Source organism: Serratia sp. 2C06 (assembly GCF_050037615.1).
Lineage (GTDB): Bacteria > Pseudomonadota > Gammaproteobacteria > Enterobacterales > Enterobacteriaceae > Serratia > Serratia ureilytica.
In genome coordinates this window covers 4,073,177-4,097,509 of the sequence record NZ_CP188299.1, presented here as the reverse complement: position 1 = coordinate 4,097,509, position 24,333 = coordinate 4,073,177, and the positions used below count along the sequence as shown (strand labels likewise).

Annotated in this window: 32 protein-coding genes and 1 riboswitch; of the genes, 21 read left to right on the top strand and 11 right to left on the bottom strand. The window is 57.4% G+C overall.

Annotation, left to right across the window (positions count from 1 at the left end; all coding sequences use genetic code 11):
- Positions 1–975, bottom strand: a complete 975-nt coding sequence (locus ACP3TA_RS20160) for an alpha/beta hydrolase (protein WP_033643407.1) — start codon at positions 973–975, stop codon at positions 1–3.
- A gap of 674 nt (positions 976–1,649) precedes the next feature.
- Between ACP3TA_RS20160 and ACP3TA_RS20155 the strand changes: the two genes are divergently transcribed.
- The 6 genes from ACP3TA_RS20155 to ompC all read left to right on the top strand — a co-directional run bounded on the left by ACP3TA_RS20155 (position 1,650) and on the right by ompC (position 9,461).
- Complete coding sequence (locus ACP3TA_RS20155; protein WP_015378175.1) at positions 1,650–2,864, top strand: aspartate aminotransferase family protein; 1,215 nt, start codon at positions 1,650–1,652, stop codon at positions 2,862–2,864.
- A gap of 52 nt (positions 2,865–2,916) precedes the next feature.
- Positions 2,917–3,951 (top strand): arginine N-succinyltransferase, encoded by a 1,035-nt coding sequence (astA, locus tag ACP3TA_RS20150; protein WP_004934585.1) that lies wholly within the window; start codon positions 2,917–2,919, stop codon positions 3,949–3,951.
- On the top strand, positions 3,951–5,423 hold the full coding sequence (gene astD, locus ACP3TA_RS20145) for a succinylglutamate-semialdehyde dehydrogenase (protein WP_033644293.1): 1,473 nt from the start codon (positions 3,951–3,953) through the stop codon (positions 5,421–5,423). The genes astA and astD overlap by 1 nt, the downstream gene beginning before the upstream one ends.
- Before the next feature lie 52 nt (positions 5,424–5,475).
- The gene (astB, locus tag ACP3TA_RS20140) at positions 5,476–6,816 is read left to right on the top strand and encodes an N-succinylarginine dihydrolase (protein WP_033643406.1); all 1,341 of its coding nucleotides are present in this window, start codon (positions 5,476–5,478) and stop codon (positions 6,814–6,816) included.
- A 10-nt stretch (positions 6,817–6,826) separates the two neighbouring features.
- Positions 6,827–7,810 carry a succinylglutamate desuccinylase gene (gene astE / locus ACP3TA_RS20135; RefSeq protein ID WP_069100979.1) on the top strand — a complete coding sequence of 328 codons (984 nt, stop codon included), beginning with the start codon at positions 6,827–6,829 and terminating at the stop codon, positions 7,808–7,810.
- Between the two features lie 568 nt (positions 7,811–8,378).
- Positions 8,379–9,461 carry a porin OmpC gene (gene ompC / locus ACP3TA_RS20130; protein ID WP_069100978.1) on the top strand — a complete coding sequence of 361 codons (1,083 nt, stop codon included), beginning with the start codon at positions 8,379–8,381 and terminating at the stop codon, positions 9,459–9,461.
- Positions 9,462–9,543: 82 nt separating this feature from the next.
- On the opposite strand, the gene ACP3TA_RS20125 is transcribed toward ompC, so the two are convergent.
- Together ACP3TA_RS20125 and ACP3TA_RS20120 are read right to left on the bottom strand one after the other, a co-directional pair.
- On the bottom strand, positions 9,544–9,768 hold the full coding sequence (locus tag ACP3TA_RS20125; RefSeq protein WP_033643403.1) for a biofilm development regulator YmgB/AriR family protein: 225 nt from the start codon (positions 9,766–9,768) through the stop codon (positions 9,544–9,546).
- 121 nt (positions 9,769–9,889) lie between these two features.
- Positions 9,890–10,081, bottom strand: a complete 192-nt coding sequence (locus ACP3TA_RS20120) for a YebW family protein (RefSeq protein WP_004934567.1) — start codon at positions 10,079–10,081, stop codon at positions 9,890–9,892.
- A gap of 226 nt (positions 10,082–10,307) precedes the next feature.
- On the opposite strand from ACP3TA_RS20120, the gene lysM reads away from it, so the two are divergent.
- The 5 genes from lysM to ACP3TA_RS20095 all read left to right on the top strand — a co-directional run bounded on the left by lysM (position 10,308) and on the right by ACP3TA_RS20095 (position 13,190).
- On the top strand, positions 10,308–10,754 hold the full coding sequence (gene lysM / locus ACP3TA_RS20115; protein WP_033643402.1) for a peptidoglycan-binding protein LysM: 447 nt from the start codon (positions 10,308–10,310) through the stop codon (positions 10,752–10,754).
- A 263-nt stretch (positions 10,755–11,017) separates the two neighbouring features.
- Complete coding sequence (locus ACP3TA_RS20110) at positions 11,018–11,173, top strand: hypothetical protein (RefSeq protein ID WP_162882310.1); 156 nt, start codon at positions 11,018–11,020, stop codon at positions 11,171–11,173.
- A 23-nt stretch (positions 11,174–11,196) separates the two neighbouring features.
- Positions 11,197–11,361, top strand: a complete 165-nt coding sequence (locus ACP3TA_RS20105) for a hypothetical protein (protein WP_162837199.1) — start codon at positions 11,197–11,199, stop codon at positions 11,359–11,361.
- Positions 11,362–11,467: 106 nt separating this feature from the next.
- Entirely contained in the window at positions 11,468–12,409 is a 942-nt protein-coding gene (locus ACP3TA_RS20100) for a pirin family protein (RefSeq protein WP_206196356.1), read from the top strand.
- Positions 12,410–12,836: 427 nt separating this feature from the next.
- Entirely contained in the window at positions 12,837–13,190 is a 354-nt protein-coding gene (locus tag ACP3TA_RS20095; protein ID WP_047574842.1) for a DUF1304 domain-containing protein, read from the top strand.
- Positions 13,191–13,215: 25 nt separating this feature from the next.
- Here ACP3TA_RS20095 and ACP3TA_RS20090 read toward each other — a convergent pair whose 3' ends face one another.
- Together ACP3TA_RS20090 and ACP3TA_RS20085 are read right to left on the bottom strand one after the other, a co-directional pair.
- Positions 13,216–13,602, bottom strand: a complete 387-nt coding sequence (locus ACP3TA_RS20090; protein WP_004927697.1) for a helix-turn-helix domain-containing protein — start codon at positions 13,600–13,602, stop codon at positions 13,216–13,218.
- Positions 13,603–14,046: 444 nt separating this feature from the next.
- Positions 14,047–14,259: a YccJ family protein gene (locus ACP3TA_RS20085; protein ID WP_004927694.1), complete on the bottom strand. Its 213-nt coding sequence runs from the start codon at positions 14,257–14,259 to the stop codon at positions 14,047–14,049.
- Between the two features lie 188 nt (positions 14,260–14,447).
- Here ACP3TA_RS20085 and ACP3TA_RS20080 point away from each other — a divergent pair, with 188 nt between their 5' ends.
- Positions 14,448–14,687 (top strand): DUF2766 family protein, encoded by a 240-nt coding sequence (locus ACP3TA_RS20080; RefSeq protein ID WP_033643399.1) that lies wholly within the window; start codon positions 14,448–14,450, stop codon positions 14,685–14,687.
- Positions 14,688–14,727: 40 nt separating this feature from the next.
- On the opposite strand, the gene ACP3TA_RS20075 is transcribed toward ACP3TA_RS20080, so the two are convergent.
- Positions 14,728–14,961 (bottom strand): YobH family protein, encoded by a 234-nt coding sequence (locus ACP3TA_RS20075; protein WP_033643398.1) that lies wholly within the window; start codon positions 14,959–14,961, stop codon positions 14,728–14,730.
- A 161-nt stretch (positions 14,962–15,122) separates the two neighbouring features.
- Between ACP3TA_RS20075 and ACP3TA_RS20070 the strand changes: the two genes are divergently transcribed.
- Both ACP3TA_RS20070 and ACP3TA_RS20065 read left to right on the top strand, forming a co-directional pair.
- Positions 15,123–15,281: a PhoP/PhoQ regulator MgrB gene (locus tag ACP3TA_RS20070; protein WP_206196355.1), complete on the top strand. Its 159-nt coding sequence runs from the start codon at positions 15,123–15,125 to the stop codon at positions 15,279–15,281.
- 81 nt (positions 15,282–15,362) lie between these two features.
- Positions 15,363–15,638, top strand: coding sequence for a YebO family protein (locus tag ACP3TA_RS20065; RefSeq protein WP_033643394.1), 276 nt, complete (start codon positions 15,363–15,365; stop codon positions 15,636–15,638).
- A 38-nt stretch (positions 15,639–15,676) separates the two neighbouring features.
- Here the strand turns inward: ACP3TA_RS20065 and fos are convergent, their stop codons facing one another.
- Entirely contained in the window at positions 15,677–16,084 is a 408-nt protein-coding gene (gene fos / locus ACP3TA_RS20060) for a fosfomycin resistance glutathione transferase (protein ID WP_033643393.1), read from the bottom strand.
- Positions 16,085–16,253: 169 nt separating this feature from the next.
- On the opposite strand from fos, the gene ACP3TA_RS20055 reads away from it, so the two are divergent.
- The 3 genes from ACP3TA_RS20055 (at position 16,254) to ACP3TA_RS20045 (ending at position 18,405) form a co-directional block, all read left to right on the top strand.
- Positions 16,254–16,556, top strand: a complete 303-nt coding sequence (locus tag ACP3TA_RS20055) for a phage protein NinX family protein (protein WP_033643391.1) — start codon at positions 16,254–16,256, stop codon at positions 16,554–16,556.
- 75 nt (positions 16,557–16,631) lie between these two features.
- A complete protein-coding gene (locus ACP3TA_RS20050; protein ID WP_025303167.1) occupies positions 16,632–16,868 on the top strand; it encodes a DUF4060 family protein in 237 nt (78 codons plus the stop codon).
- 175 nt (positions 16,869–17,043) lie between these two features.
- Positions 17,044–18,405, top strand: a complete 1,362-nt coding sequence (locus ACP3TA_RS20045; protein WP_033643390.1) for an amino acid permease — start codon at positions 17,044–17,046, stop codon at positions 18,403–18,405.
- 40 nt (positions 18,406–18,445) lie between these two features.
- On the opposite strand, the gene ACP3TA_RS20040 is transcribed toward ACP3TA_RS20045, so the two are convergent.
- Positions 18,446–18,736 carry a hypothetical protein gene (locus ACP3TA_RS20040; protein ID WP_033643389.1) on the bottom strand — a complete coding sequence of 97 codons (291 nt, stop codon included), beginning with the start codon at positions 18,734–18,736 and terminating at the stop codon, positions 18,446–18,448.
- Positions 18,737–18,957: 221 nt separating this feature from the next.
- Here ACP3TA_RS20040 and ACP3TA_RS20035 point away from each other — a divergent pair, with 221 nt between their 5' ends.
- The 3 genes from ACP3TA_RS20035 (at position 18,958) to cspE (ending at position 21,042) form a co-directional block, all read left to right on the top strand.
- Positions 18,958–19,992: an MBL fold metallo-hydrolase gene (locus ACP3TA_RS20035; protein WP_046687259.1), complete on the top strand. Its 1,035-nt coding sequence runs from the start codon at positions 18,958–18,960 to the stop codon at positions 19,990–19,992.
- Between the two features lie 682 nt (positions 19,993–20,674).
- Positions 20,675–20,791, top strand: a complete 117-nt coding sequence (locus ACP3TA_RS20030) for a DUF2627 domain-containing protein (protein ID WP_002211058.1) — start codon at positions 20,675–20,677, stop codon at positions 20,789–20,791.
- Positions 20,792–20,832: 41 nt separating this feature from the next.
- Positions 20,833–21,042, top strand: a complete 210-nt coding sequence (cspE, locus tag ACP3TA_RS20025; RefSeq protein WP_002221949.1) for a transcription antiterminator/RNA stability regulator CspE — start codon at positions 20,833–20,835, stop codon at positions 21,040–21,042.
- Positions 21,043–21,094: 52 nt separating this feature from the next.
- Here the strand turns inward: cspE and pgeF are convergent, their stop codons facing one another.
- Positions 21,095–21,811: a peptidoglycan editing factor PgeF gene (pgeF, locus tag ACP3TA_RS20020; RefSeq protein ID WP_099817951.1), complete on the bottom strand. Its 717-nt coding sequence runs from the start codon at positions 21,809–21,811 to the stop codon at positions 21,095–21,097.
- Between the two features lie 161 nt (positions 21,812–21,972).
- On the opposite strand from pgeF, the gene rlmA reads away from it, so the two are divergent.
- Positions 21,973–22,791: a 23S rRNA (guanine(745)-N(1))-methyltransferase gene (gene rlmA, locus ACP3TA_RS20015; RefSeq protein WP_096242324.1), complete on the top strand. Its 819-nt coding sequence runs from the start codon at positions 21,973–21,975 to the stop codon at positions 22,789–22,791.
- 62 nt (positions 22,792–22,853) lie between these two features.
- On the opposite strand, the gene mntP is transcribed toward rlmA, so the two are convergent.
- Complete coding sequence (mntP, locus tag ACP3TA_RS20010; protein WP_025159822.1) at positions 22,854–23,423, bottom strand: manganese efflux pump MntP; 570 nt, start codon at positions 23,421–23,423, stop codon at positions 22,854–22,856.
- A gap of 11 nt (positions 23,424–23,434) precedes the next feature.
- A riboswitch (yybP-ykoY riboswitch) is annotated at positions 23,435–23,617 on the bottom strand.
- Positions 23,618–23,835: 218 nt separating this feature from the next.
- Complete coding sequence (locus tag ACP3TA_RS20005) at positions 23,836–24,294, bottom strand: DUF986 family protein (protein ID WP_033643385.1); 459 nt, start codon at positions 24,292–24,294, stop codon at positions 23,836–23,838.
- Positions 24,295–24,333 lie beyond the last annotated feature (39 nt).

The following is a 24,333-nucleotide window of genomic DNA, read 5'->3' as shown; positions in this document are numbered from 1 at the left end:
TCAGGACAGGTAGTGTTTCAACGCGCGCCCGGCCTGGTGGATCGCCGAATGCACCGCCGGGACGTGGGCGAGCGGGTTCAACAGGCCGTAGTCGTGGATTAGCCCGTTGTAGCGGGTAGAGGTGACCTCGACGCCGGCGGCGTCGAGCAGACGCGCGTAGGCTTCGCCCTCATCGCGCAGCACGTCCAGCTCGGCGGTTTGCACCAGCGCCGGCGGCAAGCCCCGCAGCTGTTCCGGCGTAGCGTTGAGCGGTGAGGCGTAGATGTCTTTGCGCTGCGCCTTATCGGGCGCATAGCTGTCCCAAAACCACTTCATCATATTGCGGGTCAGGAAATGGCCTTCGGCGAACTGATGATAGGAATCGGTATCAAAATGGGCGTGCGTAACGGGCCACAGCAGGATCTGGCAACGCAATGCCGGTAGGCCTTTCTCTTTGGCCATCAGGCTGACCACCGCCGCCATATTGCCGCCGACGCTGTTGCCGACCACCGCCAGCCGTGAACCGTCAACGTTGATTTTTTCGCCATATTCGGCCACCCATTCCGTGGCGGCGTAAGCCAGATTGATCGCCTGCGGATAGTGCGCTTCCGGTGAGCGGGGGTAGTTGACGAACACCGCCGCCGCGCCGGAGCTGTAAACCAGATCGCGCACCAGCCGTTCATGGGTGGGAAAATCGCCCAGCACCCAGCCGCCGCCGTGAAAGAACATGAATACCGGCAATGTCTCCTTGACCCTGGCCGGCCGCACCAGCTGCAGCAGAATATCCTGGCCTTCTACGTGAATGGTTTTCTCGCTGATCTCCACCTCGCGCAGCGGCACGTCTACGCTGCGCTGCGCCGCTTCCAAAACTCTGCGCGCCTCTTTGGGCTTCATTTGTTCCATAGGTTTACCGCCAGCGGCATTCAGCGTCTCGAGAAACGCGCGGATGTCGTGCTGGAGGAGAGGCCGGCTGAGATCGACGGTTCGTTTGGGCATGGTGACTCCTTGTGCGCAGAAGAAAAAGTGCGGTCAGAATCACAGTGTAGTCGTTGGCGCATAAAGCGGGAGCCGCGGCCGGCGGCGATCGGCGCGGTTCGTTTTCCGGGGCGCTGCCGATGGAATAGGCGCTTCGTCGCCGCATTGCCCGATCCTGGCGCAGCGCTGCACCGGGTTGGGGCAAAAAGTGTGATGGCGAGCAAATCGGATGAAATTATTTTTGCGAGCGCGATCAGAAATCCTGAAGTTTTTCGCAATTGAATAGGATTTCGCGAGCAATGATGATTTTAGGCCTTATTTTTTAAATTATGCATTGCAAATGCATATAAAATGAATAAATATGCATTATAAGCCGTTGTTTTAACGTAAAAAATAGCAAAATCCGGCAAAAATCCCGTTTTGGCACGATAGCTGCTCTACACTCTTTATCAAACGACATGTATTTTAACTGCTCGTTAACATTTACTCCCCGCTCAGGGACCGGATAAGCGCCATAAATAGTGAAAAACCGATTTTATGTAACAGATTTGTTTCTAATCAGCGGTGAGAGACAGCATTTTCTCCGCCGGGAAAGTCGGTTTTGAACAGCGGTTTTTTTGCATTGTGGCGGCCTAGCCGGGCTTGCGCGGTCCTTACAGTCAAAATTCAGCCTTTGCTGAGATTATGAGGTCACTATGGAACAGCCAATCGCAGTTACCCGCCAGTCTTTTGATGACTGGATGGTCCCGGTTTATGCCCCTGCCGATTTTATTCTGGTGCGGGGTGAAGGATCGCAGGTGTGGGATCAACAGGGTAAGTCTTACATCGATTTCGCCGGCGGCATCGCGGTTAACGCGTTGGGCCATGCGCACCCGGCGGTCAAGGCGGCGCTGGTGGAGCAGGCGGGCAAACTGTGGCATCTGGGCAATGGCTATACCAACGAACCGGTGCTGCGCCTGGCCAAGAAACTGATCGATGCCACGTTCGCCGACAAGGTGTTTTTCTGTAACTCGGGCGCAGAAGCCAACGAAGCGGCGCTGAAACTGGCGCGCAAACATGCGCACGACCAGCACGGCGCCGGTAAAGATCAGATTGTGGCGTTCAACAACGCGTTCCACGGCCGTACGCTGTTTACCGTGTCCGCCGGCGGCCAGCCAAAATATTCGCAGGACTTTGCGCCGCTGCCGGGCGGCATCACCCATACGCCGTATAACGATCTGGCCGCAGCGGCCGAGCTTATCAACGATCGCACCTGCGCGGTGATCGTCGAGCCTATCCAGGGCGAAGGTGGCGTGCTGCCGGCGGAAGCCAGTTTCCTGCAGGGGCTGCGTGAACTGTGCGATCGCCATAACGCGCTGCTGATCTTCGACGAAGTGCAGACCGGCGTCGGCCGCACCGGCCATCTGTATGCCTATATGCAGTACGGCGTGGTGCCGGACGTGCTGACCACCGCGAAAGCGCTGGGCGGCGGCTTCCCGATCGGCGCCATGCTGACCACCGATGCGCTGGCGAAAACGCTGGGCGTCGGCACTCACGGCACCACCTACGGCGGCAACCCGCTGGCGACGGCGGTGGCGGGGGAAGTGTTCTCCATCATCAATACCCCGGAAGTGCTGGAAGGCGTCAAGCAGCGCCACCAGTGGTTCATCGACGGGTTGAACGACATCAACCGTCAGTATCCGATCTTCGCCGAGATTCGCGGCGGCGGTTTGCTGATCGGCTGCCAACTGAAGAAAGACTATGCCGGCAAAGCGAAGCAGATCACCCAACTGGCCAACGAAGAAGGCGTTATCGCGCTGATCGCCGGCCCGGACGTGGTGCGTTTCACGCCGTCGCTGATCATCCCTGAGCAGGATGTGAAAGAGGGGCTGGCGCGATTCGCGCGCGCCGTGGCGCGCATTTGCAGCTAATCAGCGGGCTGCGCCTTTATCGGCGCAGCCTGATTCAGAAGAGGTTCGCATTATGATGATTATTCGCCCTATAGAGCGCCGCGATTTGGCGGATTTGCTGACGCTTGCCGGCAAATCCGGTATCGGTCTCACGTCGCTGCCGCAAAATGAAGATACCCTGTCGGCACGCATTGAGCGGGCGTTAAAAACCTGGCAAGGCGAACTTCCGCAAAGTGACCAGTGTTATTTGTTCGTGTTGGAAGACAGCGAGCGCCGGCAGGCGGTGGGGGTCTGCGCGATCGAAGTGGCCGTCGGCCTGGCGGAACCCTGGTACAGCTTCCGCGTCGGCACGCAGGTGCACGCTTCCAAACAGTTGAACGTCTATAAATCGGTGCCGACGCTGTTCCTCAGCAACGACCATACCGGGCATTCGGAACTGTGCACGCTGTTCCTCGATCCGGACTATCGTCACGGCGAGAACGGCAAGCTGCTGTCGAAGGTGCGTTTCCTGTTTATCGCCGCGTTCCGTGAACGCTTCTCCCGCCGTCTGATCGCCGAGATGCGCGGTTTCTCCGATGAAAACGGCCGTTCGCCGTTCTGGGAGAGCGTCGGCCACCGTTTCTTCTCCATCGAGTTCGCCAAGGCGGACTACCTGAGCGGCACCGGACAAAAAGCGTTTATCGCCGAACTGATGCCGAAACATCCGTTGTATGTCGATTTCCTGGCCGAAGACGCGCAGAAGGTGATCGGTGAAGTGCACCCGCAAACCCTGCCGGCGCGCCGCCTGCTGGAGGCGGAAGGCCTGAGCTATCAGGGCTACGTCGATATCTTCGACGGTGGCCCGACGCTGGAAGCCGAAATCGACCACATCCGTGCGGTGAAGCAGAGCCGCCTGGTCAAAGTGGTGCTGGATGACACGCCGATGCGCGCCGATGCGCCGGTCCATCTGGTCGCCAACGACAACTATCAGAATTACCGCGCACTGTTGGTCAATGCCGATCTGTATGACGACCGCCTGCATATCAACGCCGCCACCGCTGCGGCGCTCGGCGTCGAGCAGGGCAGCCCGGTGCGGGTACTCCCCCTTATTGCACAGGAGAAAGCATGATGTCCCATCCTGCACTGTTGATTAACGGCGTCTGGCGGCAGGGCCGCGGCGCGGAGTTCGGCAAGGCCGATCCGGTCGGCAATCAGCCGCTGTGGCGCGCCAACGCCGCCGACGCCGATGACGTCGCCGCCGCCTGCGAAGCCGCGCGCGCCGCATTTCCCGACTGGGCGCGTACGCCGTTCGAGCAGCGCGAACAGCTGGTGAAACGCTTCGCCGCTTTGCTGGAAGAACATAAACAGTCGCTGGCGGAAACCATCAGCCGCGAGACCGGCAAACCGCGCTGGGAAACCCTGACCGAAATTCAGGCGATGATCGGCAAGGTGGGCATTTCACTGCAGGCCTATCAGGCGCGCACCGGTTTTAGCCAGACGGCGATGGCCGACGGCGCTTCGGTGCTGCGCCATCGCCCGCACGGCGTGCTGGCGGTGTTCGGGCCTTACAACTTCCCCGGCCATCTGCCGAACGGCCATATCGTGCCTGCGCTGCTGGCCGGAAACTGCGTGGTGTTCAAGCCGAGCGAACTGACGCCGCTGACCGCCGAGGAGACCCTGAAGCTGTGGCTGAAGGCCGGTCTGCCGGACGGGGTGATCAATCTGGTGCAGGGCGGCCGGGAAACCGGCGAGGCGCTGGCGGCCAGTGCGAATATCGACGGCCTGTTGTTCACCGGCAGCGCCGGCACCGGTTACCACCTGCATCGCCAATTGGCGGGGCAGCCGGAGAAGATCCTGGCGCTGGAGATGGGCGGCAACAACGCGCTGATCGTCGATGGTTTCGAGGATCGCGACGCGGCGGTCAACCTGGCTATCCAGTCGGCGTTTATCTCCGCCGGCCAACGCTGCACCTGTTCACGCCGCATTTTGGTTAAGCAGGGGGCGGAAGGCGACGCCTTTATCGCGCGTTTGGTTCAGGTGGCGGGCGAGCTGCGCGTCGGCCGTTGGGATGCCGAACCGCAGCCGTTCATGGGCGGCGTAGTGTCGGCGGCCGCAGCGGAAAACATGCTGAAAGCGCAGCAGCGCTTGCTGGCGCTGGGCGGTAAATCGCTGCTGGCCATGCGTCTGCTGGAGCCGGGCAGTTCGCTGCTCAGCCCGGGCATCATCGAGCTGACCGGCGTGGCCGGCGTGCCGGACGAAGAGTACTTCGGGCCGTTGACCACGATCGTGCGTTACCGCGATTTCGACGAGGCCCTGCGGCTCGCCAACCAGACGCGCTACGGCCTGTCGGTGGGATTGGTCTCGCCGCAGCGCGAGCTGTTCGAGAGGCTGCTGCTGGAAGCGCGCGCCGGCATCGTCAACTGGAACAAGCCGTTGACCGGGGCGTCCAGCGCGGCGCCGTTCGGCGGCGTGGGGGCTTCCGGCAACCATCGCCCAAGCGCCTTCTATGCGGCGGACTATTGCGCCTGGCCGATGGCGTCGCTGGAAAGCGAAAGCCTGTCGCTGCCGGCGACGCTCTCGCCGGGCTTGTCGTTCCGTTAATCGTCTGCGGCGGCGTCATGGCGTCGCCGCAGGCCATCCCCAGGGGATAGCCATGTCAGGATATGAAGTCAATTTCGACGGTTTGGTGGGGCCAACGCACCACTATGCCGGGCTGTCGTTCGGTAACGAGGCCTCTACGCAGCATCAAAACAGCGTATCGAACCCGCAGCTGGCGGCGAAGCAGGGGCTGCTGAAAATGAAGGCGCTGGCCGATCTCGGTTTCCAGCAAGGGGTATTGCCGCCGCAGGAGCGGCCGCATTTGCCGATGCTGCGTCGCCTGGGCTTCAGCGGCAGCGATGAGGCGGTGCTGGCGCAGGCGATGCGTCAATCGCCGCGTTTGCTGTCGGCGCTCAGCTCGGCGTCCTGCATGTGGACCGCCAATGCGGCCACGGTGTCCCCCTCGGCGGACAGCGCAGACGGCAAGGTGCATTTCACCGCCGCCAACCTGAACAATAAATTCCACCGCGCCATTGAAGCGGAAACGACCACCGACGTTTTGCGGGCGATGTTTAACGACGACCGGCATTTCGCCCACCATGAAGCGCTGCCGCAGGTGGCGTTGTTTGGGGACGAAGGGGCGGCCAACCATAACCGGCTGGGCGGCGATTACGCCAGGCGCAGCGTGCAGGTGTTCGTTTACGGTCGCCAGGAGTTTGGCGGTGAAACGGCGCCGGCGCGTTATCCCGCGCGCCAGACGCGCGAAGCCGGTGAGGCGATCGCTCGCCTGCACCAATTGGACGAGCAGCATACGGTCTTCGTACAGCAAAATCCGGCGGTGATCGACCAGGGCGTGTTCCATAACGACGTGATTGCGGTCAGCAACCAGAACGTGCTGTTCCACCACCAGCAGGCGTTTTACCGTCAGCAACAGGCGCTGGATGAAGTGCGCCGCAAGATGGCGACGCTGGACAGCGAGCTGGTGGCGATCGAAGTGCCGACGGAGCGCGTCTCGGTGGCGGACGCGGTGGCGACTTATCTGTTCAACAGCCAAATTCTCACCAAGCCGAACGGCAAGATGATGATCGTGGTGCCGGAAGAGTCGCGCCAGCATGCCGGCGTGTGGCGTTATCTGAACGAGATGGTCGGCAGCGGCGGCCCGATCGATGAAATCCGCGTGTTCGATCTGCGCGAAAGCATGCGCAACGGCGGCGGCCCGGCCTGCCTGAGGCTGCGGGTGGCACTCAACGATCAAGAGCTGCGGGCGGTGAATCCGCGCGTCATGATGAACGATCGGCTGTTCGCGACGTTGAACGAGTGGGTGGATCGTCATTACCGCGATCGCCTGACGCAGGATGACCTGGCCGATCCGCTGCTGCTGCGCGAAGGGCGCGAGGCGTTGGATTCGCTGACGTCGATCCTCGGTCTCGGGTCCATCTATCCGTTCCAACGTTAAGGGAGGCTGCATGATCGATCTACTGCCCCTGACGCTGGAGGGGAAAGAACCCGCCGAATGGCAGGGCGAAACGCCGCAGCTGCGCTGGCGTTGGCTGGGGGAAGGGGTGTTGGAGCTCACGCCGCGGCAGCGTTATCGCCAGGCGTTGGTGGTGTCGGCGGGCGTACACGGCAACGAAACCGCGCCGATTGAACTGCTCAATCAGTTAATCGGCGATCTGTTGAGCGGCCGCTTGCCGCTGGCGGTGCGGCTGTTGGTGGTGCTGGGCAACCCGGCGGCGATGCGGGCGGGCAAGCGCTATCTGCACAGCGACATGAACCGCATGTTCGGCGGCCGCTACCGCAACTTCGCCGCCAGCGGGGAAACCGCGCGCGCCCAGCAGTTGGAGCGCACGCTCGCCGCCTTTTTTGATGGCGAACAGGCGGCGCGTTTCCATTACGATCTGCACACCGCCATTCGCGAGTCGCATTTGCCGCGCTTTGGCATTTTGCCCTTCCAGAAGCGCCCGTACAGCGAACCGATGCTAAAGCTGCTGGATGCCGCCGATCTGGATGCGCTGGTGGTACACAGCGCGCCGGGCGGGACTTTCAGCCACTATTCCAGCGAGCATCTCAATGCGGCGAGCTGTACGCTCGAGCTGGGCAAGGCGCGGCCGTTCGGCAGCAACGATCTGCAACAGTTCGCCGCCATCGATCGCGCTCTGCGGGCGGCGGTCAGCGAGGGGCCGTTGCCGGAGCGCGTGGGCGAGGCGATCCGGGTATTCCGTGTGATGCACTCGTTGATCAAACACAGCGAGGATTTCAAGCTGCATCTGGATGATGACACCGCTAACTTCACCGAGTTGAAACCGGGGATGTTGCTGTGCGAGCAGCCGCAGGAGGAGTATCGCGTTGGCCAAGAGGGCGCGTGGATACTGTTTCCTAACCCCACTGTGGCGCTGGGCCTGCGCGCCGGCATGCTGTTGAGCGAAGTTTCCCGTTCTACGTTGTATTGATTTATCCACGGCGGCGCCGTCAGCGCGCTGCCGTTTATTCCTTTCATTATTTTAATCTGCTATTTCCCGCTATTTAAATGGCCATAAATCGAATTTTATTCGTCCTATAGGGATTTCTTTACGTGAATGAATAAAGGCCGTATTCAGCCGTTATCGGAAAGCCTTAATTGCCTGGTGACTTTGTTAAGATAAAAATGTGAAATAAGTAACGTTTTTAATAACCATGCTAATCTTGTTGTTACTTTTGAATCGCGCAGAAAGCACGCAAAACGAAACCAAAATGCACTAAATTGGTGCGTTGCACCGTTTTGGTTATAAGTTATGTGATAAAAATTTCTTATATTCAATGGGTTATGCATTCTCTTTTTTGAAATATATGGTTACAAATAAACATGCTTTCTCCTCGTTGTTTCATGAACTTTTTGATTTTAAGTTTTGATTCATGATGCTAATGTCACATCACCCCAGCATTAGGGGAGCTCATAAAATACCAAAAGATAAAATCACAGCCCAAATTATAAATTGGGCGTGACGGGCAGGGTTCTAATTATAATATCTAGGAAAATAAATGATGAAACGCAGTGTATTAGCCTTAGCTGTCGCCCTCGGGGCGGTCACCTCCTTCGCCAACGCGGCTGAAATCTACAATAAAGATGGCAATAAACTCGACCTGTACGGCCGCGTTTCGGCCAAACACGTTTTCAGTAAAGATAAAAGTGAAGACGGAGATAAAACGTACGTTCGTCTGGGCTTTAAAGGCGAAACCCAGATCAACGATCAGTTGACCGGTTACGGCCAGTGGGAATACAACGTTCAGGCCAACCACGATGAAGCACAAGGCACCACCGGCACCAAAACCCGTCTGGGCTTCGCCGGCCTGAAGTTCGCCAACTATGGCTCGTTCGACTACGGCCGTAACTACGGCGTGGTGTACGACGCCGAAGCTTATACCGACATGCTGCCGGAATTCGGCGGCGACTCCTACAGCTACACCGACAACTACATGACCGCGCGCTCCAACGGCCTGGCGACCTACCGCAACCGTGACTTCTTCGGTTTGGTGGAAGGCCTGAACCTGGCGTTGCAGTACCAGGGTAAAAACGACGGTGACGGCCGCAGCGTGACCAAGCAAAACGGCGACGGTTACGGCATGTCTCTGGACTATCAGGACATCGGCGGCACCGGCATCGGCGTCGCGGCGGCGTTCTCTGATTCCAACCGTACTAGCGACCAGAAAGCGCTGAAGTATGGTAAAGGGGATAAGGCCACCGCCTGGACCACCGCAATCAAATATGACGCCAACCAGGTCTATCTGGCGGCCATGTATGCCGATACCCGCAACATGACGCCGATCAGCGGCAATGGCGTCTCCGGCTTCGCCAACAAAACGCAAAACTTCGAAGTGGTGGCCCAGTACCAGTTCGAAAACGGTCTGCGTCCGTCTCTGGCCTACGTGCAGTCGAAAGGCAAGGATATTGAAGGGATTGGCGATGTCGATCTGGTGAAATACGTGGAAGTGGGCGCGACTTACTACTTCAACAAAAACATGTACACCTACGTCGACTACAAGATCAACCAGTTGAACGACGACAACAAACTGAAGCTGAGCACTGACGACATCGTTGCCGTCAACCTGACCTACCGCTTCTAAGCTGCAATTCCATTACCCTCATCCTGTGTCGGGATCGGTAATCAGGCAGGGCGCAAGCCCTGCCTTCGTTTGTATCGCGCGCTCAGCCTTTTGGCGCCAACCCCACCAACTCGATGGCCGAACGCAGCGCGGCAAACCGCTGCTGATCCTGCTCTCGCTCTATCTCTGTCACCAGCTGCGAAAGAATATTGCCGCCGGATACCTTTTTATGGTTTTTGATTAACTGCAACACTGCGTCGCCTAACGCCAGGCTGACGTTGCGCAGCAGAATTTCATATTGCTCGTTGGAATGAGCCGATGCTGACATGACCTTTCTCTGTCTTTCTTCTTCGGGAGCCGCAATTTAGCAAAACAGCGGCCTTATGCCTCGGAGGAAGATGCAGTTTCCGATGAAATCAGAAATTCCTCAGCATCAGGCGGGGAGGGGATCAAAAATCCGAGTATTCGCTGGCCGGCAACCAGAAGCCGTCAATAAATTCTTCCATGGGATAACAGCCGGCGTGACGCAGGTTCTGTTCCTTCATTGCCACCAGGCATTGCGGTTCGTCGCGCAATATGTCCACCACCATTTCACTGCAGCCGCCATCCAGATAACAGACAAACATCACCAATGCGTACATCTTGCAGCCTCCTTCGTCGAGCCGCCTTGTCTGCAACAGTGTAGGTAAAAAAGCGCGATTTTTCAGCATCATTGCGCGATAAAACGCCAATGAGGCGCCGCAGACGGCACTTTCGGAATTCTCTAGCCGTTTCTGGGGGCGAGAGCGGATGGCAGATCCTTTTGACGATGCTAAGCTTAACAAGCCTTACATCAACGCATTAGTGCAACCATCAAAAGGAGTGAATATGGGCTTGTTTAACTTTGTCAAAGAAGCGGGCGAAAAACTGTGGGACACAGTCACCGGCAATGCCTCCGCCGAAGATCAAAGCGCCAAACTCAAGGAGCATCTCGATAAGAGCGGCCTGCCGGGCACCGACAAAGTCGATGTGCAGGTGGTCGATGGGAAAGCGGTGGTGACCGGCGATGCCGTCAGCCAGGAGCTGAAAGAGAAGATTCTGGTGGCTATCGGCAACGTAGCGGGCATCAGCGGTGTGGAAGACAAGGTGGCGGTAGCGCAATCCGACGCCGAGAGCCGCTTCTATACCGTGAAGAAGGGCGATACGCTGAGCGCAATCTCCAAAGAGATGTACGGTAACGCCAATCTCTACAACAAAATTTTCGAAGCCAACAAGCCGATGCTGTCGAGCCCGGACAAGATCTATACGGGACAGGTGCTGCGTATCCCGCAATAACGCCTCTGTCTCCCCTGGCCCGGCGATGTGCCGGGCTTTTTTTTGCCTCCGCTATAAGCATCTCTTATTTCCCTTCCCTCTAAATAAAAGTTACACATACCGTGTGCCTGCGCTCGCCGGCCCGCGGCGGCGGTGTTGACCCTGGGGGGGAAAGTTGGTAGCGTCATGGCCCGGTTGCGGACTGAGCAGCCGAAGGGGGATTTCGCTCCCCCATTCTGAGGGGGTGTCTTGCCCCATCAAACAGCAATGCAGCAGTTGAACGAGTGAAAGCCGATTTAGTGAAACAGCAGCGTAACGCCTTGACGGATAAAAACTACAGAGAAACCTTGGGTGATGCGCAATTTGCGATCGTCGTTTTGGCGATTGCGTCCTGCTCACTGATCATTTTTACGTTGGCGGTCACGCTGTGGCTGACCTGACGTCATTAACTAGGGGAGAGAAAATGGAGCCCAATCTCCACGATGAAACCAAACTGTTGGCGATTATCGGCCTGTTGGTTTCTGTACTGCTGGTCGTGTCGATTCTCTTCGGAGTGACTTATTTCTCCGATCTCAGGCATGCCCACGACGATATCGATATTAAAAGCTGCTACATCAAAACACCTTAATCCGCGTGAGCGCGGCTGAGCGTCGTCGCTCTCCAGGGGGCGTTGTCCTGCGCTAAGCTGGGGCGATTATCCTTGGCGAATCGGCGCCATTCAGGAGGTCTTTGCGATGAGTCAGTCCCGTCCTGCGCGTTTTTCACCCTCACGCGAGTGCCCTGTCGTTGACGGCGCGCGCCAGATCCAGCGCATTGCCGTGCGCAATGCCGAAGTGGGCGGCATTCCTATCAACCGCGCGTTGCCAACCCGGGAGCGGCGCACCGTCGGCGCCTGGTGTTTTCTCGATCACGCCGGCCCGACGGTATTCAACGGCACCGCGCCCGGCATGGACGTAGGGCCGCATCCGCACACCGGTCTGCAAACCTTTACCTGGATGATCGAGGGTGAGGTGCTGCACCGCGATAGCCTCGGCAGCGAACAGTTGATCCGTCCGGGGCAGGTCAATCTGATGACCGCAGGGCACGGCATCGCGCATACGGAACAGTCGGTGGGCGAGGACCGACGACTGCACGCCGCACAATTGTGGATTGCGTTGCCGGCTGAATATGCCGACATGACGCCGCGATTCGATCATTATCCCGATTTGCCGCAGTGGCGTAATAACGGCGTGAATCACCGTTTGCTGGTCGGGGAATTTGGCGCTTATCGTTCACCGGTGTTTACTCTTTCGCCATTAATCGCCATTGATATGGAATGGCAAGAGGCGGCGACGGCGCAATTGCCGCTGCGCGATGATTATGAAATCGGCTTTTTGCCCCTAATTGGTGCATTTGAACTTAATGGTGAAACATTTTCACCTGACGCATTCGCCTATTTAGGCATGGGTAATAACTCTATTGAGTTAAATGCAGAGAAGGGCAGCCGGGGATTATTAATCGGTGGAGCGCCGTTAAATGAAGAGATCCTTATCTGGTGGAACTTCGTTGGCCATACCAAAGCGGAAATTATTCAGGCTCAGCGCGATTGGGAGCAGGAAACGGATCGTTTTCCGGCGGTCAGCGGTTATTCCGGTGAGCGCATGGTCGCGCCACGCCTGCCGTGGAGCGAAGTTTGATAGCGTTAGGATATAATCGCCGAGATTATTCGACTTATTTCGCTCTAATAACGCGCAATAAATGTGATCGCGGCTCCAGCTTCACGACAATATAAAGTTTCTCAACGAAATAGTGATCTGACGCATATAATGATAAACGGAAGAAGATTAGGATAATCCTCAGGAAGTCAGGTTGTCTCCCGTTAGTCTGATGTCAGTGAGGTCATTATGAGCCAAGTTCTTTATCGTGCAAGACTGTCCCATGTCGTGGTTGCCACGGCGCTGTTTTGGGTCTCTGTCGCGGCATTGTTGGTTGCCGTATTACACTAACCTCAAAAAATGACTCCTGCATAAACCCGCTTCGGCGGGTTTTTTTATCTTGGATGGTGAGCGATATTCACCCATCACTTATACTTGACGGCATCCCCATTTCGCTATTTGGATAATCATGAAGCTCATTGCCGACATTGTTCTGCTGCTTATCGCGGCGCTCCACCTTTATATCCTGGTATTGGAAATGTTCCTGTGGCGCGCGCCGATCGGCAGGCGAGCATTCGGGACGACGGCGGAGTTCGCCGCGGCCACGCGGGTCTTGGCCGCCAACCAGGGGCTGTACAACGGTTTTCTGGCGCTGGGCCTGGTATGGGGCTATTGGCGTGAAGATGTGGCGCTGCAGCTGTTCTTTCTCGGCTGCGTGCTGGCGGCCGGCGTGTTCGGCGGGCTGACCGCCAGCCGCAAGATCCTGTGGGTGCAGGCGTTGCCGGCCGCGATCGCGCTGCTGGCGGTCTCGGGCGCGCGTTAACCCGCCGGTTGACGGCGGGCGAAAATCAGGCGGATTTTTGGTGAATGACGTGCAGCGGCGGATCGATGTGCAGATCGACGCTCAGATCCTGGCGGAAATCGTAAGGCGTGATATTAAAACGCTTTCTGAACATGTAGGTGAAGTGGGACTGTGAGCCGAAGCCAAAGTCCAGGGCGATATCGAAAATCGACGCTTCACTGCTGCGCAGTTGATAGACCGCGCCGGCCAGACGGCGTTCACGAATGTATTTGCCCAGCGAAATCCCTGTCGCTTCTTTGAACAGCTTCTGCATGTGCCACAGCGAGTAGCCGGAGTACTCGGCCAGCTCTTCGAGATGGATCACTCGTCCGAGGTGAGTTTCGACCCATTTGCTGAGGGCGCAGACCAATGAGAGATGGTGTTCTTGTATCATCAGTGCGTCAGTGTGAGATCTACATAGCGGTGAAGTATACACAACTTGCCGCCGCGGACAAAAAACGCCGCCGATGACGGGGCATGATTCGGAAAAACCGTTGAACCGCCGCTTGTCAGCCGAAAGGAAAAACGGCTAATCTGAGACTGTCGCCGCCGCGGTGGGTGACGCGGAGCAGACCGCAGCAAGAACCGCCAAAACAGAGTCAGCCGTAACAACTCAACGTTGATGGGGTGATCGCATGTTAATGACAGTGATTATTACTCTGGTTGTAATCGTGGGCGTCGGCGCTTTTATGGCGACGCCGGTGATGAGCATGAAAAATGCGGAAGGTGTGGGAGGTGAAGAACCGTGAGAGCAAGCAGAGATGCACGCCGCTGAGCGGGGTGAGCGCTAATCGGGAAAGCCTGGGCCAGAAACCCGGGCTTTTTGTTGCCTGGCGGCTTAAACGTTTTTACGCTCGACGGTTTCCTCTCCCCAATAAAGCTGGTCTGCGGTGGTTTTGGCAAAAGCCTTTTCCAGCGCTTCATCGCTGCCTTCTTCCCAGATCTTCTGCGCCAACACTTCATCGTTCCCTGCCAGTTCAAAAATAGCTTCGGCAATTTCCACCGAAGTTTCACGCACTGTTGCCCAGGATTTCACATTGTGATTCGCCATAACTATCTCCTGTTGGTTGTGGCTTAGGTTACGGATGTTTTTATCACCGTCATGCTGCAAGTATAGGCTAATCTGCCGCGGGCTTTTGCCCGGCGGTGCGCAGAATGGGGAAAAAGGCGGGGAGGGCGGGCAATGGCGCAGGCGGCATGCTATTCTGTGCGGCGTTTGAATCAAGAGGGAAAGTTATTATGTCTGACATGCTGAGCAACGAGCAGGAATTGGCTTCCGATTTGGTCGCTTGCCAACTGGTCATTAAACAGATTCTGGACGTTATCGACGTGATTGCGCCGACCGAAGTGCGCGACAAGATGGCGGGCCAGCTCAAAAGCATCGATTTCTCCACGCATCCCGCCGGCGCCGATCCGGTGACCCGCAGAGCGATTGACAAGGCGATTGCGCTGATCGAGTTGAAGTTTACCCGCGATTGAGGCGGAGCCGCCGCAGAGCGACGGCGTCGGGCGGTGGCGGTTAATCCACCACCGTTTCGATTTTCTTGAACAGCGGGCAGTCGGTCACGCCGATGAAACCGTTGTCGCCATTGACGTACTGGGCGATCGCCACGTTGCGCGCCGTCAGGTATTTGCACTGCAATCCCAATCCGCCGACGTTCTTGTTGCTGCCGATCAGCACGCCGTAGCCCGAGATCAAAAAGCCGCCGTAAATGACCGCCAATACCAGTACCCACTTAATCAGTCTGCTCATTGCGTTTCCTCGTTATCCCTGAGGGTTCATCTAGCCACGGCGCCAGCGCGAGGGCAAGGGTAACAGTCTGAAAACCGGGCGATAGCCAGAAATCTAAACGACAAGTTAAACTTCGTTTAACTTTGCTGTGATAACATGCGCGATAGACCATCCTGATAACAATGAGGCTGCTAAATTTGTTGCGAAAAAAAATCCTCGTGATAATGACGGCCGTCGCTGCCTGCCTGTTTTTCTACCTGTTGGCGCTGGACAGTTATTGCGACGATGGTGGAAATTTTGCGCTGGGCATCTGTGCGGTGACGCGCTTCGTACCCTGGTAAGCAATTTTTGGCAGGGATGTTCGCCCGGCCGCCGCGAGTGTTAAGATGGCGGCCTGAATTTCGCAGTAGATAGGGTTGTCCATGTACGATTTAGGTTTTGGCCAGAACGGCCTGTTGTCGTTGGCTCTCGCCGCCGTGGCGTTGCTGGTGGGGCTCTGGGTTTGGTTCCTTGTGAACCGCGCCAGCGTGCGCGCCAACGAGCAGATTCGCCTGCTGCAGGAAATTGCCGAGCAGCAACGTCAACAAACGGCGCTGTTGAAGCGTTTGGCGCACAGCGCTCGCGCCGACGGCGGCGATGCTGATGACGACGATCTCAGCCCCGCGCTGGATTTTAAAGGTTTTATCCCCGAACGTTGAACACCTTGCTCCGGCCGGCGCTGCGCCGCCGGGGCGCTTCAGTAAAATACCATGCCCTGATACGGTTTTTCCCGGCATGCCGCCAGGCGGCTGGCCAGATCGCCGGCATGGATCTCCAACTGATGCCCATCAGGATCGAGAAAATAGAGCGACTCGCCCTCGCTGCGATTGCTTTTCCACTCTTCTGCGCCGCTCTGGCGCAGCCGCTCGCTGACCCGTTCAATGTGTTCCGGCGCGACGCTGAAGGCGTAATGGGTGTAATCACGCGCCCGTGGTTGCGTGCGGGCCTCATCCAATGACAGGCACAGCCACAACGCCCCCAACGACAGATAGGCGCCGCCTTGCCAGCGGGCGTGAGGGGTAAACCCCAACAGATGACGGTAAAAATCGAAGCTGCGATCGAGATCGCTGACGGCGAGCGTCAGGTGGTTGAGGCCGGTCAACATGCGTGCGTTTCCTGGGCGCTAAACAGACGAAAAGTGTACGCAGAAGGGGAGAAAAGTTAAAGGGGGCGAAACATTAGTGCAGATAATGTGAAAACCGGCGACGCTGTCATAAAACTGTCTTACAGACATCGTAATGTAGCGCGAACCTTACAAAAGATGGATAAAGCCGATGATTAAATGGTACGAAGAAAGCGATGCCGAAGTGAACCGCAGCATTGCGCTGCTGACCGGGGAGAACCCGGACAAGTGGTATCCCTACGGCGGCGTGAAAGGTAAAGATTACTGCAAGAATCCCTCCGACGCCTGGCCGATCATTTGCGCCAACAAAATCAGTCTGAACCCCGACAACCACAGCGACAGCCCACAGTGGCAGGCGCGCATGAGCACCCAGGGCGGTGAATGGCAGGCCGACAGCGCCAGCCCGCTGCGCGCGGCGATGATCTGTTTTCTGATGAGCCGACAGGCTAACTGATTCGCAAAAATACCGGTGATTGGTAAGAGTTTCTCCTTTTTCTAATAACAGAGCTGTCGTTGGCGGAGGCTGTTTATGAAGCGCATTATCAAAGGTGATAAAAACTTGTCTCATCTGGTGATTGCCCATGCGGCGATCGATCGTCATGCCGAAAGCTTCGGCCAGCGCCGTCAGGGCTGGCCCTCGACCTATCTGATAAAATATCAAAACGATCGCGTGGCGGTGGAAGTGGTTACGCGTCGCCAATCTTATGTCGCCACGCTGATGATCGGCGCGCGCAACCTGACCAAACTGTGCGGTATGCCTGGCTGAACGCCGCCGTTACCCGCTCTCCCTCGGTTAAAAAATCGCGCTCCGGTCTGCCGTCTCGGGGCGCTACTCCTTGATGCTCACGGGGTTAAGTGTTAAAAAGCCGCCCGCAGATACATTTATTGATTGGTGAAATCTTGGCCGATAACGGCAAGGAGGTACGCCATATGAGGATAAGATGGGCGGTCAGCATCAGGATACCCCGCTAAAACGCGGATTAAAAAACAGACACATACAGCTTATTGCCCTCGGGGGCGCCATCGGCACCGGTTTATTTCTCGGCATTGCGCAAACCATTAAAATGGCTGGCCCCGCCGTGCTGTTGGGCTACGCCATCGGCGGTTTTATCGCGTTTTTGATCATGCGCCAGCTGGGCGAAATGGTGGTGGAGGAGCCGGTCGCCGGATCTTTCAGTCACTTTGCCTATAAATATTGGGGTGATTTCGCCGGTTTCCTTTCCGGCTGGAACTACTGGGCGATGTTCATTCTGGTCGGCATGGCGGAATTGACCGCCGTCGGCATCTACATTCAGTACTGGTGGCCAGAGATCCCCACCTGGGCGTCCGCCGCGCTGTTCTTTGTGTTGATCAATCTGATCAACCTGGTGAACGTGCGCCTGTACGGCGAAACCGAGTTTTGGTTCGCCATCATCAAGGTGGTGGCGATTGTCGGCATGATCGTGTTTGGCGCCTGGCTGTTGGCCAGCGGCAACGGTGGGCCACAGGCCAGCATCACCAACCTGTGGCAGCAGGGCGGCTTTATGCCGCACGGCTTCTCGGGGCTGGTGATGGCGATGGCGGTGATCATGTTCTCGTTCGGCGGGCTGGAGATGGTGGGCATCACCGCGGCGGAAGCCGCGGATCCGCGTCGCAGCATTCCTAAAGCGACCAATCAGGTGGTGTACCGTATTCTGATTTTCTATATCGGTTCGCTGACCGTACTGCTCTCGCTTTATCCGTGGGGGCAAGTGGTGGAGGGCGGCAGCCCGTTCGTGCTGATCTTCCATGCGCTGAACAGCAATCTGGTGGCGACGGTGCTCAACGTGGTGGTGCTGACCGCCGCATTGTCGGTCTACAACAGCGGCGTTTACGCCAACAGCCGCATGTTGTTCGGGCTGGCCAGCCAGGGCAATGCGCCGAAAGCGCTGACGCGCGTCAACAAGCGCGGCGTGCCGGTCCTGTCCATCGCGCTGTCGGCGCTGATTACCTCGATCGGCGTGCTGATCAACTATCTGATGCCCGGCAAGGCGTTTGAGCTGCTGATGGCGCTGGTGGTGTCCACCCTGGTGATCAACTGGGTGATGATCTGCCTGGCGCACCTGAAATTCCGTGCGGCGAAGAACCGTCAGGGTGTCATTCCGAGCTTTAAGGCGCTGTGGTATCCGTTCGGCAACTATCTGTGCCTGGCGTTCCTCGGCCTGATTTTAGTGATTATGTATTTCAGCGAAGGGATCCGCATTTCGGTGCTGTTGATGCCGGTGTGGGTTGCAGTGCTGTGGGGCGGATTCATGCTGACGCGCCGCAAAGGCGCCAAGCGTTAATCTGCGCGCGGAGGCGTATTGCGCCTCCGCGCTCTTCTCGTCAGCTGCGCGGCATAAAGGCGCGCCCCTCACCGTCACCCCGTCCCAGCAGTTTCCGGCACAGCAGCAGCAGGGTGCTGATGACGTCGATGGTCACCACGCTGAGCATCAGCAGGGTCAGCATGAAGAACCCGAGCAGCGAACCGCCAAGCAGCACCAGCGGTGCAGGCACGCGCACGCGGCGCAGCTTCATGGCGAAATACATTTTCCAGTATTGCTTCTGCGCCAGCAGCGCGCTGCGAATACGGCGCCCCAGGCCTGCGCCTGATTTGCGGGATGTCGAACGACTCATAACTTCTCCTTTTCTGTATGCCCTACAAGTCAATCACAAAGTTCTTAAGAGAGTCTTAACGGGCTCTTGGCGGCCCTGGCTGTCTCACCGAAGTGAGACAACAGCATACGGCAAAAGCTCCCTCAATGCAGCGCACGGCTGACGAAGTGCGAGCTTCATCGGGTTTGTTACACTGAAAGCCATGCCCGTGCAGGGCGCTGAGGGTCGGGAGAAGACGCTGGATGAAAAGAATCAACCGTTATTACGACGCGGCCAAGGCGCATCACACGCCGGAGGGATTTCGCAACCCGGAACCTTCGCGGCGTCAGGAGGGGGATCTTCAACGTTGGCAAGATGAGCGCAAGCGCCAGGGGTTGCCCAAGCCGCCGCAGCAGGGCTACGCGCAATTTACCGAACGCTGGTGGCAGCCAGCCGATCTCAGCGGCAGTGGCGACAGCGTCTGGTGGTTGGGGCATGCCTCGATGCTGCTGCGGTTGAGCGGGCGCTATATCCTGATCGATCCGGCGTTGTCCCAACGCGCATCGCCACTGAGCTTTTACGGCCCGAAGCGCAGAACGCCGCCGCCGCTGACGGTGGAGCAACTGCCGGCGGTGGATGCGGTGCTGATCTCCCATAACCATTATGACCACCTTGACAGGCGCACGGTGCGGCAATTGGCGCGGCGTTTCCCTCAGGCCGAGTTCATCGTGCCGCTCGGCTTGAAGCGCTGGTTCCGCCGTTATCGGCTGAAGGTGCATGAGCTGGACTGGTGGCAGAGTCTGCCGTTGGGCGAGCTGACGGTCTACGCCACGCCGGCGCGGCACTGGAGCATGCGCACGCTGTGGGATCGCAATCGCTCGCTGTGGTGCGGCTGGGTGATCCACCATCCGGCGCTGCGGTTTTATTTTTCCGGTGACAGCGGCTATTCGGAACGGTTGGCGGAGATCGGTCAACGGCTGGGGCCGTTCGACGTGGCGGCGCTGCCCATCGGCGCCTATGCGCCGCGCTGGTTTATGCAGGAACAGCATATGGATCCGCAGCAGTCGGTGACGCTGTACCGTCAACTGAATCAGCCGCGCGCCATTCCCATTCATTGGGGGGTGTTCGAATTGGCGGATGAATCGCTGGACGAGCCGCCGCAGCAGTTGAACCTGGCGTTGAGTGAAGCGGGGCTGGAGCAGCATCAATTCCATCCGCTGAAGATTGGCGAGCGCATCGCGTTGCAGGGCTCACCGTCTGCGTTACCTCATCACCCGGCGGCGCTGCGGGATGAATAAAACCAACGGTTTGAAAGCGCGGCTGTAATTAGCCGAATTGATAAGCGCGGGTGGTGATTCAAATAACCCCCTTGTTTTCAGGATTTAATTCAACGTTGAACTTTCGTTATTGATAAGACTATTCCGGCTATTGAGGTTAATGATATTCGGATTATTTATGATGAACCCACCGGCAAGCGGGAGAGGTGTCGGCGCTTTGCATGTTTATGCATCCGTTGTGCAGGGCGGATGCGTCACCGCTGGCCCGTTCGCCGTGCTCGCCCGCGCCGTTTGGCGGCAGGGCTGAAAGCCGATGATGAATGGGCTTTCCGGCGGTAAATGGTCGGAGGAGCGATGAATAAATTGGCCCCCGTTCATCGATATTCAAATGTTGCATATCAAATTCCATAAAGATTCAAATTTTTTAACGCTATAAGCGGCAAAAAAGCGGAAATGACGAGACAGATAGGCGTCAATACGATGAAAGTTTTGTTAAAACGCCAGCAGAATGCGGGGTCTGGCGCAGTGATTTTGGCAAGCAGAAAATAGCCGATGCTTCAACATCTTTTGGCCTATTTAAGCAAATGTGGCTCTCGACCGTTTCAAATATGTGCGACATGTCGTTCAGTGATTAAAAATGGCTTGCCATCGCATACAGAGTATGTGATAACGCATCTGGGTAAAACGAGGTACAGTTCTGTATATGTGTGGCATTTTCAGTAAAGAAGTTCTGAGTAAAGACGTTAGCGTTGAATACCGCTTCTCTGCCGATCCTTATCTTAGTGCCTCAAGCAGTAACGACTCTAGTTTGTCTATGTAACGCCTACGGGCGGTTTAAACAATCCAAAGGAAATACTCAAGATGGCAAAGATCAAAGGTCAAGTTAAGTGGTTCAACGAGTCTAAAGGTTTCGGTTTCATCACCCCGGCTGACGGCAGCAAAGACGTATTCGTACACTTCTCTGCAATCCAGGGTAACGGCTTCAAAACCCTGGCTGAAGGCCAGAACGTTGAGTTCGAAATCCAAGATGGCCAGAAAGGCCCATCTGCAGTAAACGTTACTGCTATCTAATCAGCGTCAGCTGTACAAAAAGCCCGCCTTTGCGCGGGCTTTTTCGTTTCCGTCATTCGGCGACGATGACGATGCCGGCGTACTGGTTGCGGCCTTTAATGCCCGGATGCGTCGGATCCTGCGCGCGCCGATGGCTGTTGCGGCGATAGCTGGTGTATTTGAAGCGCTGCGGCCGCTGCGGATCGACGTCCGGCGTGCAGATAGTGCAACTGCCTGAGCGGTCAACGGCGGCGAAGCCGAGTGCCGTCAGCTTGTATTCGGCGATCGCGGCCAGATCCAGATGCCGATAGTGCGGGCTGATCAGCGTAGCGGGCAGCGGCAGACGCTGTTTAAAGTTTTCCACCAGCGCTTCGTCAACTTCGTAACAGCACGGGCCGGCGGCGGGGCCGATGGAGGCCACCCAATCGGCGGTGTCGCCGTCCTGGCGAATGCGGGCCGCCATCTGTTCCAGAATACCGTCCAGCAACCCGCGCCAGCCGGCGTGCACCGCCGCGATGGCACCGCCGTCACGACGGCTGAACAGCACCGGCAGGCAATCCGCCGTCAGCACGCTGAGCAGAATGCCGGGCTGGCGCGTGTAGAAGCCATCGGCCTCACCGCACGCCTGCGCCGGTTGCAGCACATCGACGATGCGGGTGCCATGCACCTGCTTCTTTTCCGGCAATGTGGCGCTGTAGGGCAGCAGATGCCCCGGCAGCAGCGCGAGTTTGCTGCCGAAGCCGTGCTGAATGTGGGGCACCGCATCAAGCAGCGCGGAACGATCGCTCATAAATTATTTTCACCTGCGTGAGAAAACAGACTCTCAGTGTAGCCAGCTTTTTCCCCGCTTGGCCAGGTGTTGTTGGCGATGAAAGCGAGCGGGGATGCGCCTTGCATCAAACCGGCGCCTTCTTTAGACTAGCCGCGCCCTGTCTCTCTGGAAGCCCATTCATGTCTTATCAATGTCCCCTGTGTCATCAGCCGCTGCATTTTTCATCTCAACAATGGCGTTGCGACGGCAATCATCAGTTCGATCAGGCCAAAGAGGGCTACGTCAATCTGCTGCCGGTACAGCACAAGCGATCGAAACAGCCGGGAGACAGCGCGGAAATGATGCAGGCGCGGCGCGCGTTTCTCGACGGTGGATATTATCAGCCGTTGCAAGCGCAGGTGGCCGAGTGGCTGGATGTGGCGCTGGCGGCCGATGCTGGCGCGTTATTGGACATAGGCTGTGGGGAAGGGTATTACACCGCCGCCGTGGCCTCACGGCTGGCCCAGGGGCGCAATATGGCGGTCTACGGGTTGGACGTCGCGAAGGTGGCGATCCGCTATGCCGCCAAACGTTATCCGGCGGTCTCGTTCTGCGTCGCCTCCAGCCACCGCTTGCCGTTCGCCGACGGGGCGCTGGATGCGGTCTTGCGCATCTACGCCCCTTGCAAGGCGCAGGAGCTGGCGCGGGTGGTGAAGCCGGGCGGCGTGGTAGTGACGGTTTCGCCGGGCCCGCGTCATCTGTACCAGCTGAAAGAGCGGGTGTACCAGCAGGTGCAGCTGCATGCCGAACAGGACGAACAGTTCGATGGGTTCGACTGCGAGCGCAAAGAGGCGCTGGCCTATACGATGACCTTGCCGGGCGCGCAGGCCGCCAACCTGCTGCAGATGACGCCGTTCGCCTGGCGCGCCACGCCGGAAGTGCAACAGCGGTTGGCCGAGGGCGGGGAGTTTGTGTGCGAGACGGATTTCGTCCTGGCGCTGTACCGACGTCGCGCTTAAAAGGCGCGGCGTCCAGAAACAAAAAAACCTGCCGCGGCAGGTTTTTTTGCAGTTCGGTCGCCTCAGGCCAGGTAGCCGAGGTGTTCCAGCAGGATGTTGACGCCGATACCTATCAGCACCACGCCGCCGAGGATCTCGGCGCGTTTGCCGAGCAGCGGGCCGATAAAGCGGCCGATCATCATGCCCAGCGTCGCCATGATCATGGTGGCGCAGCCGATGGCCATCGCGGTGTGCACGATATTCACCTGCAGGAAGGCCAGGCCGACGCCGATCGCCATGGCGTCGAGGCTGGTGGCGATGGCGGTGGCGACCAATAACCAGAAACCATGGCGTTTGACCTTCTCTTCTTCGTCGGGCCTGTTGCGCACCCCTTCGACGATCATGCGCATGCCGAGAATGAACAGCAGCGAGAAGGCGACCCAGTGGTCCCATTCCATGATGTATTGGCTGGCGAACAGGCCGATGGCCCAACCGATGAGCGGGGTGATCGCTTCCACCACGCCGAAGATCAGGCCGGTGCGGATCGCTTCGCGAAAACGGGGTTGATGCAGGCTGGCGCCTTTGCCAATTGAAGCGGCGAAAGCATCCATGGACATGCCGAAAGCGAGAATAAGCGTTGCTGAAAGGTTCATGTGAAATAGCCTCGGCCGGGTGGCTCCATATACACGTAACCCACCCCCAACCAAACGACGGAGTTACGTGTCTATGGTCTCGCCAACCTTACCTGGCTGCCCGCACCACGTTTCATACGGCGAAACGAGTATGTTGATACGGGCGTTTCTGGTTTTTATTCTCCAGAAACCGGCTACTCCCCAATGACGGCGCAACCATACCATATTATTTCAGCCATCGACAACCTTATTCTTTGGCTATATTGGCTCTTAATTGAGACTCGTTTTCATTAATCTGAGTTCATGCGGGAATATAATGTAGCCGGGGGTAACAATGTTGCGGAAATAATAGTCAGAAAGGAAATGGCGCTGCCGATTAATTGTCCACAAGCAGCGCGGGGTTTGAGCGATAACGGAATGGATTTATTTTTATTTATTGATTATCAACGAAAAAGTGATAAATCTTCTCCAGGTCGTCCAGGTGAGTTACCTGAACCAACAGCCGGCGCTGTTCCAGGTCGATGGCCAGAATGCCATCCTCCGATAAATTCATGGCTTTAATGCGGTTATATTCGACAAACACATTGGCGAAGAAAAAACCGTGCGCTTTAAACACCATCTTGGGCGAGCGAATATAAGCGATATAGATGGCGAGCAGCGCCAAAGAAATAAGCAGGTAAGTGGTTAATGCCGCGCCGTTGGTGGTGACGTTGCGGTAAATCAGAATGGCGATCAGGCCGACGAAAATCAGGCTGTCGAGCCGGTTGCGGCGTTTGAGCGGCACTTTGAGCCGCGTTTTGCCTTTCAGCAGATCCATGCCGAATTCGTCATACAGCGAATACAGCAACAGCAGGGCGATGAACAGCATCAGTACGGCGTCGGTCAGTGACATCTCTTGCTCCACACATAAAAAAGCCGGGGGTTGCCCCCC